Genomic DNA, 13,999 nt, shown 5'->3' on the forward strand with positions numbered 1-13,999 from the left:
GTGGTCAGTCGCTGTCGTACAGCTTGATCGCCTTGGCGAGCAGCACGACCTGGGTCCGGCGCCGCACTCCGATCTTGCCCATGATTGCCGCGATGTGGGTCTTTACCGTCGCCTCCGAAATGTTCAGCGCGTAAGAGATTTCCTTGTTGGCCTTGCCCAGGCAGATCTGGCGCAGGATCCGGGACTGCTGGTGGGTAAGAGATGCGAAGCGATGCGCGATCTCTTCCATGTCGGGCAGCGCCAGATGCTGCGGGGCGTCGTCCGGGTCATAACCTTCTGGCGTCACCTTCTCGCCCGACCAGACCCGGCGAAGTGCCGCACACATCGCCTCGCGGCTCAGCGACTTGCTGATATAGCCCTGCGCGCCCGCGGCCATCACCGCGCTGATCATCGCTGGGTCCTCGTTGGCGGAAATCACCGCGATGGGGACGCCGGCGGCCACGCGGGCCAGCGTCACCATACCCTCGGATCCCTTGGCATCGGGCAAGTTCAGGTCCAGTAGGATCGCATCGGGCAGCTTGCCATACTTCAATCTCTGGATTGCCGAAGCTAGGTTCCGTTCGCACTGCGCCTGCCGCAAGCCGAAGGCGACGCGCAGGGTCACAGTCAGCGCTTCACACATGAGGGGATGGTCGTCCACGATCAGCAGGTCATCGACCTTCATCATGACGCCGGGCGCCGAACCGCATGCCTCGACCACAATCTGGTGCCGCATGGTCTCCTCCCTTGCCGCGTCTGGATCCTGCGCGGCTTCAGAAATGAACGCTCGTCCAGCGCCCTGGTTCCTCAGCTTCCGGTTGTCCCTCGAAGTTCTCCCGACCTGATCATGTCAGGTTTTTTCCGGCAGGTATCTCATCCTTTGGGTTGATTTACGGAGGGCGTCCGAAGTGGCATGGTTGAGAAAATCAGGAGTATTACGATGCTTGACCGCTTCCGCTTGGGCGCTGCGGCGCTTGTGGCTGTTTTGGCCTCAACTCCCGCCTTGGCGGAAGAATTGACGATCGGCACCCTCGCCTCGGGCACGGTGCGGTGGGAATTGGACACAATTCAGCACTACGGATTGGACAAGGCGGAAGGCTTCGATCTGAAGATCACGGAACTGGCGGGCAATCCCGCCACCCAGATCGCCCTGGCCGGGGGCGAGGTCGATGCGATCGTCTCCGACTGGCTGTGGGTCGCGCAGCAGCGGGCCGAGGGCAAGAATTACGTCTTCATCCCGTTCTCCACCGCCGTAGGTGCGCTTCTGGTACCCCAGGACAGCCCGGCGCAGACGCTGGCGGACCTGAAGGGCAAGAAGATCGGTATCGCCGGCGGACCGGTGGACAAAAGCTGGCTGATCCTGCGCGCCTATGCCCGGCAGGAAACCGGCGAGGATCTGGCGACCGTCACGGAACAGGTCTTTGGTGCCCCACCGATGATCTACGAGGCAGGTCTCTCGGGCGAGGTCGACGGGGTGATCAACTTCTGGAACTTCCTGGCCAAGATGAAGGTCCACGGCATGCGGGAGCTGATCACCGTGGCCGAGGCCGCCACAGCCTTGGGCCTGGACCCGGCGACGCCGCTTTTGGGCTATGTCATGGATGAACAGCTGGTGCAGGAAAAGCCCGAACTCGCCGCTGCGTTGAAGCGGGCCTCACGCGCGGCCAAGGAACTGCTGCTGACCGACGAGGCGGCCTGGCAACGCCTGCGTCCGATCATGAACGCCGAGGATGACGCCGAGTATGCGGCCCTCCGCGAGGGCTGGCGGCAGGGGGTTCCCGCCGACGCTCCGGTCGACGAGGCCAACGCCGCCAAGGTCTTTGCCCTGATGGTCGAGCTTGGCGGAGAGGAACTGCTGGGCCAGGTCAAGGAACTGCCCGAAGGCGTGTTCTACAAAGGTGACTAGCCCAGAGCCATTCGGGCGCGCCTCCGGAAGCCTTCCGGTGGTCCTTTCGCTTGCCGCCTTCCTCGGTCTCTGGGCGGTCGTCGCAGCGATCGTGGCCGAGCCCGCCACGATGCCCGGCCCACTGCGCGTCTGGACCGTACTGGTGGATGAGGCGGCGTCCGGCCGCCTTCTGACGAACACTGGCATCACCCTCCTCCGCGTGGTCGCCGCCTTCGTCGTGGCGATGGGGATCGGCGTCGCGCTTGGCCTCGTCCTCGGGCGCAGCGGCAGGACGGACCGCTGGCTGAATCCCTGGCTGGTGATCCTGGTCAACATGCCCGCGCTGGTGGTCACCGTCCTGTGCTACATCTGGATCGGGTTGAACGAGGTCGCCGCCGTCGCCGCCGTCGTCATCAACAAGGTCCCCCTCGTTACCGTCATGGTACGCGAGGGTTCCCGCGCGCTTCGCCCCGACCTCGATGACATGGCCCTTATCTTCCGTATGCCGACCGGTGCACGTCTCCGTCATGTCGTCCTGCCGCAGATGGCCCCCTACATCGCCGGGGCTGCGCGGGCGGGGTTGTCGCTGATCTGGAAGATCGTGCTGGTAGTGGAATTCCTGGGCCGCTCCAGTGGCGTCGGTTTCCAGATCCATCTCAACTTCTCGATGTTTCGGGTGGCACATATCCTGGCCTATGCATTCGCCTTCATCCTCGTCATGCTGGTGATCGAATACCTGATCCTGCGGCCCTTGGAACGTCATGCCGGGCGGTGGAGGCAGGATGGACATTGACATCAGGGCCAAGTCCTTCGCCGGTCGGCCGGTCCTCGGTCCGGTCCGGCTGACGCTGGCGCAGGGACAACGCGTGGCGATCCTGGGGCCATCGGGGATCGGCAAGACCACCCTTCTGCGCATCGTCGCGGGGCTGGACGCCGACTTTGACGGGACCGTCAGCGAGGAGGGTCGCACCACGGTGGTCTTTCAGGAACCGACGCTGCTGCCGTGGCGCACGGCGCTGGAGAACATCACCTTACCTGCCGGGGTAACGCCCGAGGTCGCGCGCGGCTTGATGGCCGAGGTCGGCCTTGGCGGAAAGGACGCACTATACCCGCGCCAGCTTTCCCTTGGGCAGCAAAGACGGCTTGCGCTGGCGCGGGCATTCGCGCCCTCCCCCACCACGCTTTTGATGGACGAACCCTTCGCCTCGCTGGATGCCGGAACCGCCGGGCGGATGCTGGATCTGACCGCTGCCCTGCTGGACCGCTCCGAAGTATCGCTGATCTTCGTGACGCACGACCCGGCCGAGGCGACCCGCCTTAAAGCGCGGGCGCTGACCCTGTCCGGCAGCCCGGCCACGCTGAACGCCTAAAGCCCGGTCATGGGAAAGCTTTGGTCAAAGACGTTGCCGTCGGTGTCCTCGGCATGGACGGTGATCCTCTCGGCTCCGTTATCCAGAAAGCGGAACTGGTAGACCGGGTCCTCGGAAATCGAGATGCCTGCCGTGACCTTGAACAGAAGGTCATCCCCCTGCCGCACCTCCAGCACATCAACGAAATGCGCCGGGATGTTCAGCAGCGTCACCTGATCGCGCTGAAAGCCGGTGGTGTTCGGATGCCGCAGCATCAGCTTGGCGGTATGGCGCACCTTCGTGCCTTCCGGCTCCGAGGACAGGATCTGGAACCGCATCTGGCCCATTTCGGCCTGCAGCGCTTCCAGGTCTTTCGAGGCTGGTGCCGCGCAGCCGCCGCTCGCCTTCACGTAGCGCCCAGCCAGCACGCTGGCCGTGTCGGTCACGGCAATGGCGCGGATGTTCGAATAGGCGTTGACGCGTAGCCGCAGTTCCATGTCCAGCGGCAGCATGGCGGGGCCCAGCGTGATCTCGGCCGCCACTGGCGCGGGGTTCTCGTCGATCACCACCGTCAGCGCCCGGATCGCCGGGGCACCGGGCGGCTGGGTCAAATGGACCGGGACAAAGGCAGGGTCCATCGCGCGGGTGGGCGCGTCCAATAGCAGAATGTCGGAGTTCTCGGTGGCGGTGTCTCCATCGGGAACCAGCTCTTTCAGCTCTTCCCAGGCGGTGCTGTCGACCAGCGGGTTGTCCTGCGCCAGTGCTGGCGCAGGGCAGAGCATGATCGCGGTCAGGGCGGCCCGAAAGACGTGCGACATGACGCTTCCTCCGCATCCACTACCGCACGAATCCTGCATGCAAACGAGTCATACTTTCGGTTGATCCCCCACAGTGCGCCGATCCGCTAGACTGCGGGACGGGAGGTTCCCTCATGTTCCATCTGGTCGTCACCGCCTGCCTTGCATCCGACCCCTCGGTCTGCACCGAGCGCCTGCTGCCCACCCCCGAGCCGTCGACGGAAGCCGCCTGCACCGAAGGTGCCAAGGCCCGCATTGCCGAATGGGCTGCCCTCCATCCCAACCTGACGACCGGCGACTGGAATTGCCGCCCGACCGAAGACCTGCCCCGCCTGGAGATGACCGATGTCGCGCCGGGCGTCTTTGTCCACATCGGTCGGTCCGAGCCTGTCTCGATTGCCAACGGCGGGGATATCGCGAACCCTGGCGTGATCATCGGTGATACGGTGGCCGTGATCGACCCGGGCGGCAGCCGTGCGATTGGCGAAGGGCTTTACGCCGCAATCCGCGATCTGACGGACAAGCCGATCAGCCATGTGATCCTGACCCACATGCACCCCGACCACATCTACGGTGCCGAGGTCTTTGCCGAGGCCGGGGCGCAAATTATCGGTCACCGCAACCTGCCCTCGGGACTGGAGCGGCGGGCCGAGGTCTGGGCCGAGAGCATCCCGCGCCAGGCCGGAGCGTTGGCGATGATCGGAACCCAAGCCATCCCGCCGGACCGGACCGTCGCGGCGCAGGAGGAGATCGCCCTGGGCGGCGCGACGCTGCTGCTTCATCCAGTGGCGACCGCGCATACCGACAATGATCTGACGGTGTACCACCTGGAAAGCGGCACTTTGTTCACGGGTGACCTGGTTTTTGCCGGTCTGACGCCCTCTGTCGATGGCTCGTTGACCGGCTGGCTCGACTGGTTGGAGCTTCCGCCCGACCCCGTGCCGCAGCGGATCGTGCCGGGCCACGGTCCGGTCTCGCTGGGCTGGACGGAAGGCACCGCCCCCCTGCGCACCTATCTGGTTGCGCTGGCCGACCAGACCCGCGCCGCCATCCGGGCGGGCGAGGCGATGAGCACGGCGGCAACCCATGTCGGCACCGACCAGCGCGGGAACTGGCAGGGCTTTGAAGAAATCAACGCCCGCAACGCCATCGCCGCCTTCAAGGAACTGGAGTGGGAGTAGGCCTAGGGCAGATGCGCCGCGATGGCGCGGCCCAGCGCAAATGCCCGCTGCTCCAGTATCACCGGTGTTTCGCAGACATAGGTCAGTTGGGCCTGCCGGTCGGTGAAGATGCGGACGTCCCAGTCCAGCCGTTCCTCCTCGGCATCCATCTTGTCAAAGTCGGGGTCCAAGGCCGCCGACAGCCGCGCCATCTCGGCCCGCCGCGCCTCGATCTGGGCGCTGAGCGTGAGCTGCTTTTCGGCATAGCGTTCGACTCCGGCCATGATGCGGGTGCGATAGGCGTCGATCCGGTCGAACACCGCGACGAACAGCGCCGTCAACTCTTGCGCACTGGCTTCCTTGGCAAAGGCTGCGATCTGAACCTCGGCTTCCTCCATCGGCAAGCGCCGCTGTTCCAGCACCTGGGCCAGCGCTGCGATGTCCGCCCGCTGAGCAAGTATCTCGACCGCTGCGTCCGGTGGCGGGCCGGACCAAAGCTGCCCAACCGACAGATGCGGCTGCTTTGGCTGGATACAGGGCCAGGTCGGATCGCCTGACCCGCCGGCCAGGGCAACTACGGGTAAAGCCAGTATGACGGCGAAAATGAAAATGCTTTTCATGCCCCTGTTCCTTTCCGTCGGCCCCACAGGCCCTTTGCAGGATCGTACATGTAGACCGCCGCCGCGAAGAACGCGGCAAAGCCCCCGGCCGTGACCAGAAACGAGGTTGGATCGAACTGCAGATACAGCGCAAAGCGGATCAGCTCGACCGCATGGGTGAAGGGGTTCACCGCACATATCCAGTAGAGAAGCTCGCTGGATTCCTTCATCCGCCAAAGGGGGTAAAGTGCCGACGAGGCAAAGAACATCGGGAAGATCAGGAAGTTCATCACCCCCGCAAAGTTCTCGAGCTGCCGGATGGTGGAGGACACGAACAGCCCCAGCGCCCCAAGCATCAACCCCGACAGGACCAGCGCAGGCAGCACGGCCAGATAGCCAAGGGCGGGCGGTCTTACATCCCAGGCCCAGGCGATCAACAGGAAGGTGTAGACCTGCAGGATCGACACGAAGACCCCCGCCATGAGCTTTGACAGAAGCAGGAACCAGCGCGGCGCGGGGCTGACCAGCAGCGTCCGCATCGCCCCGGTTTCCCGGTCGTAGACCATCGACAGCGAGGACTGCATCCCGTTGAAAAGCTGGATCATCGCGCAAAGACCGGGGGTTACGTAGACCTCGTAAAGCACGTAGGTCTGGTAGGGCGGCGTGATGGACAGACCCAACACGGCCCGAAAGCCTGCCGCGAAGATGAAAAGCCAGACCAGGGGCCGCACCAGCGCCGCGACGAACCGCCCGCGCTGGTTGACGAAGCGCAAAGCCTCGCGCCAGACGATGCCGCGGAAGACGATGGTCCAGGCGCGCCAGCCACCAGTCATGCCTCTGCCCCCGTCAGCGTCAGGAAGGCGCGCGTCAGCCCTTCGGACCCCGCCATGTCGCGGGCGATTCCATGCGCCAGCACCGCGCCTTGGTGGAGAATGTAGACATCATCCTCCGCCCCGATCTCGTCCAGGATATGCGTGGCCCAAAGGACCGAGACCCCGTTCCCCGTCAGCCCACGGACCAAGGCCAGCACCTCGCGGCGTGAACGGACGTCCAGCCCGGTGGTCGCCTCGTCCAAGAGCAAAAGGTCCGGGCGGTTGATCAGAGCCCGCGCGATCTCGGCCCGGCGCTGCTGGCCGCCCGACAAAGCCGCGACCTTCATTCCGGCCCTGTCGGCCAGATCGACCTGCACCAGCACCTCGGCAATGAGGGTATGGGCCATCGCCCGACCGATGCCGTGCAACGCTGCGTGGTAGGCCAGGTTCTGCATGACCGTCAGGTCGCTGTCCAAGGCGCGGGTCTGGAACACCACCCCCAGCCGGGCCAGGGCCTTGCCCGGAACGCGGCGCAGGTCATGCCCCGCGACCCGGATCACGCCGCTGGTGTTGTCGTAAAGCCGGGTGATCAGCGAGAAAAGCGTCGTCTTCCCGGCCCCGTTCACCCCCAGCAAAGCCACAAACCGCCCGCGCGGCACCACAAGGTCAACGTCCCGAAGCGCCACGACCTTGCCGAAGGCGTGGCTTACCCCCGTGATCTCCAGAGCCGGGCTCTCCTCCATGCCGCTCTCCGTTCAATCAGGACCCACAACGATGCCCCAGGGTTGCTGGCCGACGGGAACCGAGCGGATGACCTCCCCCGCCGCCACGTCGATCACCGAGACGTCGTTGGAATTGCCGTTAGTGGTGAAGAGAAGGCTTTCGTCCGGCGTGAAGGCCAGCTGCCAGACCCGCTGACCGACCAGAAGGTAGTCCAGCACCTCGAATGTCGTCCCATCGATGACCGCCACCCGGTTCGCCGGCCCCAGCGCCACGAAGATCCTGGAACCATCCTGCGTGATCTTCAGCCCCACTGGCTGGATCGCCTCGGGCAGGACACCGGGGATCTCGAAGCCGATCTTGTGGACCACCTCCTTCGTCGCCACGTCGATCACCGCAACGGTCCCGCCGATCTCGGCCGTGACGAACAGAAGCTTGCCGTCCGAGGTGAACTGCGCGTAGCGCGGGCGCTGGTCCACCAAAACGTTCGCCACGATCTGCGACGTCGCCGTGTCGATGAAGTGCGCCATGTTGGTCGTCTCGGAGGTGTTGACCACAAAAGCCCCATCGGGCGAGATCGCCATCCCCTCCGGCTCCACCCCCACAGGGACTTCGGCCAGCATCCGGTGCGACTGCACGTCCACGATGGTGACCAGGTTGTCGTCCTCATTCGCGATGTAAAGCGGATTGCCGCTGGGATGCAGCACGAACAGCTCCGGGTCCGGGCCGGACGGCAGGGTATGCGTCTCGGTATAGGTCTCGGTCTCGAATACCCGCACCGTGTCGTCGTCCGAGGCGCAGACATACAGCTCTTTCCCATCGGGCGAGATCGTGATCCCCCGCGGTCGGTTTCCCGCCGGGAAGGTGGCGATCACCTCCAGCGTCTCGCTTTCCAGAACGGTGATGTCGTTGCCCTTCTCGTTGGTGATGTAGACCTTGTTGGCCAGCGCGGGATGGGCCAGCAGGACAAGGGACAGGGCGGCAAGACGCATGGGGGACCTCATGGGAAGGAACATTCGGTTTCGGGACGGTCCCTCCCAAGCGTGTCAAGCTGCGACACCTGGTGCAGGAACGCATCTTGCGGCGAGACGGTTACGGTCAGCGCTCCGGTCGTCAGCAGGATCGGCTGACGCAGCTGATGGTCCCAGTCGCGGATCGTCAGCTTCTGGCCCTTGAAGCCCGCGACCTCGAACTCCGGTGACAGGATGTGCTCGCGCAAATTCGCGGGGTCGCCCGATTGCGTGCGTGTCGCCGCCTCGCCAACGATGCGGATGGCAAGCCAGGCCTGATAATCCTCTTCGCGCATCGGGCGGCCGGCCATCGCCTCGAACCGGTTCTGGAACTGCGTGGCACCCCAGGCCTCCAGCGCCGGGTGCCAGGTGCGTGGCACGAGGCCAGCGGAACCCGCGACAGGCCGTGCGTCCCAGGTCTGGAACGGCAGGTATTCGGCGAAGATCCCCGCCTCGTCCGCGGCAATCAGGATGTCATGATCCTCCGCGCCCTGCGTGAAGACCGGCATCTGTTTTTGCACCTGGACATGCCCGGTATCGGTGCGCCGCGCGCCGCCGGTGTCCTCATAGACCCGTTCCTCGACGATCTCGGCCCCGAACTTCGTGGCCGCGGTGCGGAACGCCTGGGCAAGGTCGACGTCAGCCGGATGGCTGCCAGCGACCAGAAACCAGCTGTCCCACTTCTTCCACGCCAGGAACTGCGCCAAGGCATCGGCGAGCATCGCGTGGCTTGGGGCCACATGGACCACGTTTCCCCGACAGTCCGCGCCGCGCAACCCGTCACCCCGTGCGCCAGCGTTCAAGATCAGCGCCCGATCCCCGGCCAGATCGGTCAAGGCCAGCGTGGTGGCGTCGTCGGCCAGGATGACGACGAACCCCGCACCCCCGGCCAAGGCTTCCTCCAAAGCGGCGGCCGCAGTGTCAGGTGTCGCCACGAAGTCGGCGGTCTCGAAAATCTGGCCCATGAAGCTGCCGGTGGTGGCATTGTCCTCGGTCCCAAGTCGCGCACCCGCGAGGCCCAGGTCGGCGGGCGCCAGGTCCAGCCGCGAGATGGGCGGTAGCCCTGCCACATCCACCCGCAGGACGGCGGCCCTGATCAGGGTGTCGGCCTCCGCCAAGGCTGGTGCCAGAAGCCCCACCAGGCTGATCGCTGCAATGAACTGCATAGGCCACTCCTCGGTTGATTGGGCCACAGCGGCGCGGGAAGCGTCAATTCAACCAAAAGGTTGAGAGTTCCCCCCGAATTCATCCTTCCGACGGATTGCGGGACCCGGGTCCGGCTCGCATCCTGCTGCCATGAAAGCCGCCGTCGCATCCCTGGCCCTGCTTCTCTGGGCCAACCCGGTCCCCGCGCAAGAGCCGCCCACTCCGGGTAGGGTCGCCTTCTTCGGCTTGCGCTTTATCGACATGTCCACCGAGGGTGCCATGAACGGCGTCCGCCCGGATGAATCGACCCGCACCAAGATGGCCAGCGCGTTGGTCGCCGAGGACATGGTCGCCCGTGGGTTCGAGCTCGTCCCGATTGACCCGGTGGCCAAGCGGCTTGAGACGATCACCAACCCCACGGACTGCAATGGCTGCGACACCGCCATGGCGGCCGAGCTTGGGGCGGATTATGCGCTGACCGGCGAGGTGCGGAAGATCTCCAACCTCATCCTCAGCCTTGAACTCAACTTGCGCGATGCGGAAAGCGGGCAGACGCTGCGGGCCGGAACCGTGGACATTCGTGGCAACACGGATGAAACTTGGAGGCGCGGGTTCAGCTACCTTTTGCGCAATATCATCTTCCGGCAACGCTAGCCGCGTCAGCCTGCCTGGAACGGCTCCACCCGCACCAAAGGCGGGTTTCCAGGCAGCGTCACCCAACCCTCGGGCCCCTCCGGATACCAGATCACCTGCGTATAGCCCAACTCCAAGGCCCGCTTGGCGACGTTCCAGGACATCCAGCAGTCCGCTCGGCAGAAGACGACGATGGCCTGATCTCGGTTGCCTTTGGTCGCTTGCTCCAGCCCGGCGCGCAGATAGGCTTCCTCTTCCGGTGACAGCGACTGGAACCCGGTGTTCGGCAACCAGATCGAACCCGGAATGCTGTCACGCGGCTTGTCGCGCCAGATCGTACCCTCGGGCAGGTCCGCTGGTTTGACGTCACGCGGCATCACGTCGATGAAGACCGCCTTGCCGTCGCGGTGCAAGGCCGCCGCGGCCTGGTTGTCCACCACCGTCGCCCCGGCCAAGGTGTCGGGAACCGGGGCCGCATAGGGCGGTCCGCGATAGCCCTCCGGCTCGGGCGGGACCTGACCAAGGGCAGGTCCCGCAAGCGCAAGCGCCAGGACCAGCCAAAGCTTCACGGCGCAGCCTCCTGCAATGCGGTCCCCTGGTCATTCACCAGGGGCACACCCGCCTTGGTCAGGATCGCCACGATCTCGGCCTGGTTGCGGCGGATAAGCGAGTTCAACTCGCGCTTCCAGTCCTGGTCGCTGGGGCGCACGCCCATCGTGATCCGGTAGAACAGCTTGGGGCTGGCTGTTTCCTGCAAAAGGGGAGTGACCGTCAGAGCCGGGTTGCCCTTGGCCAAAGGTCCGCCAATCGGCCCCCACAGGATGGCCGCGTCGATTGCGCCCGATTGCAGATCGGCCAGCATGTCGCCCGCCGGGTCCTGCACCCGCCGGTCCACGATCAGCGGATAGGGCTTTGCCAGCGCCATCAGCCCATGCTGCGCCACGTGCGAGGCCGGAGGCGTTCCCGCCACGATGCCGATCCGGCGGCCCTGCAACGCGGGGTCGGTCAAGGTCTCGACCTTGGCCAGCGCATCGTCGCTCCGCGTCACCAGGACATAGACCGAGGTGTAGTAATGATTGGTGTTCTGCACCAGCTCATCGCCCTGCGCATAGCCGATGACCACGTCGCACACCCCGGCGCGCAGCGTCTTGCGGATGAAGCCGGGCCCCATCGGAAACCACGTGGTCTCCAGCGGCCGGTCCAGGCGTTCGGCCAGAAGTTCGGCGATCTCGTTCTCGAATCCCTTGGTTTCGCGGCCCGAGAGCGGCAGGTTGGCGGGATCGGCACAAACCCGGAAGGCAGTGGAAGATACCAGGTCCGCCGTCTGTGCCGACACTGCCCCTGCGGAAAGCATCAGGCTCAAGACGACAGGCCAGACCTTAGCTGTCCATGCAGGACTCTTCATTGGCCGCGACCTCCTCGCTCTTTTCCGCTCGCTTGGCCGGACGGCCGCGGGGAACCGCATCCGTCCCGCGGGCCTTGAGATAGGTGTAGATGTCGTCCAGGTAGCACATGACATTCGGGTTGGTTCCAAAGGACGGCATGACCGAATTCTGGCCACCGCCCACCTTCTGGCGGCCCTCGGCCACCACGGTGTAGAAATCATAGTAATCCATCACCACCGCGGACCTCTTCAGCGCGGGCGCGTAGGTCGACCCCTCGCCATCCGGTCCGTGGCAGACATGGCATTCCGCGTGGTAGCGCCGGAACCCCGAGAAGGTGGCCCAATCGACCGTGCCATCCTCCTCGATCTTGTAGGTCGGAATCCCCTCTGCCGTCATCCAGCGCCCGTTTTCCTCATGGTCGGCCACCAGGTTCGGGTCGGTCTCCTGCGCCTGCAGTGGCAGCGCGACCAGGGCGATCACTCCGATGGCACTGAAAAGATTGGTCTTCGGCATGTTGCGGTTATCCTTCATCTTTCGCATCGCACGAAACGCGGGGGCCGCCATGCCCCGGTCGAAGCATGGCGGCCCGGTCAGTTTGGTATGTGTCAGTCCGACAGTTCGAACACGGTAAGCTGGCCGCCCAGTGCGGTGTAATCGGACAGCGCCGCATAGCCGCCCACCGCGCCAAGCCCTTCGTTCGGGTTGGTCAGACCAGCCGCCAGACCGATCCCGGCCCAGCCGCCGACGCCCGAGAGGACGGCGATGTACTGCTTGCCGCCCTGCTCATAGGTCATCACGTTGCCGATGATACCGGACGGGGTCTTGAACTTGTAAAGCTCCTCGCCCGTCGCGGCATCGATGGCCTTCAGATAGCCCTCCAGCGTGCCGTAGAAGACGACGTCCCCTGCGGTCGCCAAAGCACCCGACCAGACCGAGAACTGCTCGGGCAGCGACCACTTGATCTCGCCCTTGACGTTGTCCCAGGCGATGAAGTTGCCCATCCCGCCGTGGCTGTTCGGAGCCGGGTACATCGACAGCGTGGCCCCGACATAGGGCTGACCTGCGGCGTAGCTGACCTTGAACGGCTCATAGTCCATGCAGACGTGGTTGGTCGGCACGTAGAACAGATTGGTCTTCGGGCTGTAAGCCGCCGGCTGCTGATCCTTGGTCCCAAGCGCCGCTGGGCAAACGCCCATCGTGTTGGTGTCTTCGCCAGTCTGTTCGGTCGAATACTCCTTGACCACCGCCGGACGACCGTAGGTGGGCGAGGCCGGGTCCATGTCGACACCCGTGGTCCAGTTCACTGCGGGATCATACTTCTCGGCCACCAGAAGCTCGCCCGTTTCGCGGTCCATCGTATAGCTGATGCCGTTGCGGTCGAAGTGGGTCAGAAGCTTGCGCGGCTGGCCGTTGAAGTCCTGGTCGGTCAGGATCATCTCGTTGACCCCGTCAAAGTCCCACTCGTCATGCGGGGTCATCTGATAGACCCATTTCGCCATGCCGGTATCGGCGTCACGTGCGAAGATGGTCATCGACCACTTGTTGTCGCCGGGACGCTGCTTCGGGTTCCAGGTCGAAGGGTTGCCGGTGCCGTAGTAGATCAGGTTCAGGTCGGGGTCATAGGCATACCAGCCCCAGGTCGTGCCACCGCCGATCTTCCACTGATCGCCCTCCCAGGTGCTGATCGAGCTGTCCTTGCCGATCGGCTTGCCCAGATGGGTGGTCTTCTCCGGATCGACCATCAGTTGATCGTCCGGGCCGACCGAATAGGCCCGCCACAGCTGCTCGCCCGTCTCGATGTTGTAGGCCGTGACATGGCCCTGGACGCCGAACTCGCCACCCGAGATGCCGACGATCAGCTTGTCCTTGACCGGCAGCACGGTGGCTGTGTTGGTCTCGCCCTTGGTCGGATCGCCGTTGACCACCGACCACTTCGTCTCGCCAGTCTTGGCATCCAGTGCCACCAGCGTGGTGTCGGCCTGATGCAGGAAAACCTTGCCGTCGGCATAGGCGAGGCCCCGGTACACCGTGTCGCAGCACATCACCGCGATCACATCCGGGTTCTGCTTCGGCTCATAGCGCCACAGGATCTTGCCTTCATTCGCCAGGTCCAGCGCGTAGACCACGTTGGGGAACGGCGTGTGGACATACATGATGTCGCCGACCACAAGGGGCGAGCCCTCGTGCCCGCGCAGCACGCCGGTCGAGAAGGTCCAGGCGACCTTCAGATCCTTCACGTTGTCCTTGGTGATCTGGGCCAGCTCCGAGTACCGGGTGTTAGCATAGTCCCCGGTCTGGATTGCCCATTGCTTTGCATTGCCGATTGCTTCCGTCACGCTCTCGTTGGCGGATGCCGAAACGGACATCCCCAGCGCAAGCGCGATGGACAAGGTGCCTAAGGTCTTCATGGTGCCTCCTCCGATGGCCAGTTTGGTCGGCCGACTGATGTTCAACGGCAAACCGGGAACGGTCGAGCCAGAGGGTTTCTGGCTCGCTGTCTTCACGACGAGCGGCATTGAACTGC

General features: G+C 64.7%; 16 protein-coding genes. 5 read left to right on the forward strand and 11 right to left on the reverse strand.

Annotation, left to right across the window (positions count from 1 at the left end; translation table 11 throughout):
- Positions 1 to 4: 4 nt before the first annotated feature.
- Positions 5 to 715, reverse strand: a complete 711-nt coding sequence (locus Q0C42_RS13820) for a response regulator transcription factor (RefSeq protein WP_295076898.1) — start codon at positions 713 to 715, stop codon at positions 5 to 7.
- A 204-nt stretch (positions 716 to 919) separates the two neighbouring features.
- Here Q0C42_RS13820 and Q0C42_RS13825 point away from each other — a divergent pair, with 204 nt between their 5' ends.
- The 3 genes from Q0C42_RS13825 to Q0C42_RS13835 are packed head-to-tail and all read left to right on the forward strand — an operon-like array spanning position 920 to position 3,234.
- Entirely contained in the window at positions 920 to 1,885 is a 966-nt protein-coding gene (locus Q0C42_RS13825; RefSeq protein ID WP_295076901.1) for an ABC transporter substrate-binding protein, read from the forward strand.
- A gap of 37 nt (positions 1,886 to 1,922) precedes the next feature.
- Positions 1,923 to 2,657, forward strand: coding sequence for an ABC transporter permease (locus Q0C42_RS13830; protein ID WP_295076903.1), 735 nt, complete (start codon positions 1,923 to 1,925; stop codon positions 2,655 to 2,657).
- Positions 2,647 to 3,234: an ABC transporter ATP-binding protein gene (locus Q0C42_RS13835; protein ID WP_295076906.1), complete on the forward strand. Its 588-nt coding sequence runs from the start codon at positions 2,647 to 2,649 to the stop codon at positions 3,232 to 3,234. Before Q0C42_RS13830 ends, Q0C42_RS13835 begins: the two co-directional genes overlap by 11 nt.
- On the opposite strand, the gene Q0C42_RS13840 is transcribed toward Q0C42_RS13835, so the two are convergent.
- On the reverse strand, positions 3,231 to 4,031 hold the full coding sequence (locus Q0C42_RS13840) for a quinoprotein dehydrogenase-associated SoxYZ-like carrier (RefSeq protein WP_295076909.1): 801 nt from the start codon (positions 4,029 to 4,031) through the stop codon (positions 3,231 to 3,233). The genes Q0C42_RS13835 and Q0C42_RS13840 overlap by 4 nt on opposite strands.
- 113 nt (positions 4,032 to 4,144) lie before the next feature.
- On the opposite strand from Q0C42_RS13840, the gene Q0C42_RS13845 reads away from it, so the two are divergent.
- A complete protein-coding gene (locus Q0C42_RS13845) occupies positions 4,145 to 5,191 on the forward strand; it encodes a quinoprotein relay system zinc metallohydrolase 2 (protein ID WP_295076912.1) in 1,047 nt (348 codons plus the stop codon).
- A gap of 2 nt (positions 5,192 to 5,193) precedes the next feature.
- Here Q0C42_RS13845 and Q0C42_RS13850 read toward each other — a convergent pair whose 3' ends face one another.
- Genes Q0C42_RS13850 through Q0C42_RS13870 form a run of 5 tightly spaced genes read right to left on the reverse strand, consistent with a single transcriptional unit; the run spans position 5,194 to position 9,477 of the window.
- Positions 5,194 to 5,790, reverse strand: coding sequence for a hypothetical protein (locus Q0C42_RS13850; RefSeq protein WP_295076915.1), 597 nt, complete (start codon positions 5,788 to 5,790; stop codon positions 5,194 to 5,196).
- Positions 5,787 to 6,602, reverse strand: coding sequence for an ABC transporter permease (locus tag Q0C42_RS13855; protein ID WP_295076917.1), 816 nt, complete (start codon positions 6,600 to 6,602; stop codon positions 5,787 to 5,789). The genes Q0C42_RS13850 and Q0C42_RS13855 overlap by 4 nt, the downstream gene beginning before the upstream one ends.
- Complete coding sequence (locus tag Q0C42_RS13860) at positions 6,599 to 7,324, reverse strand: ATP-binding cassette domain-containing protein (RefSeq protein WP_295076920.1); 726 nt, start codon at positions 7,322 to 7,324, stop codon at positions 6,599 to 6,601. The genes Q0C42_RS13855 and Q0C42_RS13860 overlap by 4 nt, the downstream gene beginning before the upstream one ends.
- A gap of 12 nt (positions 7,325 to 7,336) precedes the next feature.
- Positions 7,337 to 8,293, reverse strand: coding sequence for a YVTN family beta-propeller repeat protein (locus Q0C42_RS13865; protein ID WP_295076923.1), 957 nt, complete (start codon positions 8,291 to 8,293; stop codon positions 7,337 to 7,339).
- 8 nt (positions 8,294 to 8,301) lie between these two features.
- On the reverse strand, positions 8,302 to 9,477 hold the full coding sequence (locus Q0C42_RS13870) for an ABC transporter substrate-binding protein (RefSeq protein ID WP_295076926.1): 1,176 nt from the start codon (positions 9,475 to 9,477) through the stop codon (positions 8,302 to 8,304).
- Positions 9,478 to 9,607: 130 nt separating this feature from the next.
- Between Q0C42_RS13870 and Q0C42_RS13875 the strand changes: the two genes are divergently transcribed.
- Complete coding sequence (locus Q0C42_RS13875; protein ID WP_295076928.1) at positions 9,608 to 10,111, forward strand: DUF3280 domain-containing protein; 504 nt, start codon at positions 9,608 to 9,610, stop codon at positions 10,109 to 10,111.
- A 5-nt stretch (positions 10,112 to 10,116) separates the two neighbouring features.
- On the opposite strand, the gene Q0C42_RS13880 is transcribed toward Q0C42_RS13875, so the two are convergent.
- The 4 genes from Q0C42_RS13880 to xoxF5 form a co-directional block, all read right to left on the reverse strand.
- Entirely contained in the window at positions 10,117 to 10,659 is a 543-nt protein-coding gene (locus Q0C42_RS13880; protein WP_295076931.1) for a PQQ-dependent catabolism-associated CXXCW motif protein, read from the reverse strand.
- Positions 10,656 to 11,444, reverse strand: a complete 789-nt coding sequence (locus tag Q0C42_RS13885) for a substrate-binding domain-containing protein (protein ID WP_295076934.1) — start codon at positions 11,442 to 11,444, stop codon at positions 10,656 to 10,658. Before Q0C42_RS13885 ends, Q0C42_RS13880 begins: the two co-directional genes overlap by 4 nt.
- Positions 11,445 to 11,469: 25 nt before the next feature.
- The gene (locus tag Q0C42_RS13890) at positions 11,470 to 12,006 is read right to left on the reverse strand and encodes a c-type cytochrome, methanol metabolism-related (RefSeq protein ID WP_295076937.1); all 537 of its coding nucleotides are present in this window, start codon (positions 12,004 to 12,006) and stop codon (positions 11,470 to 11,472) included.
- 74 nt (positions 12,007 to 12,080) lie between these two features.
- A complete protein-coding gene (gene xoxF5 / locus Q0C42_RS13895) occupies positions 12,081 to 13,883 on the reverse strand; it encodes a lanthanide-dependent methanol dehydrogenase XoxF5 (RefSeq protein WP_295076940.1) in 1,803 nt (600 codons plus the stop codon).
- Positions 13,884 to 13,999: the final 116 nt, after the last annotated feature.

Origin of the sequence: Tabrizicola sp., from assembly GCF_022842145.1 — a bacterium.
In the GTDB taxonomy this organism is placed as follows: domain Bacteria; phylum Pseudomonadota; class Alphaproteobacteria; order Rhodobacterales; family Rhodobacteraceae; genus Tabrizicola.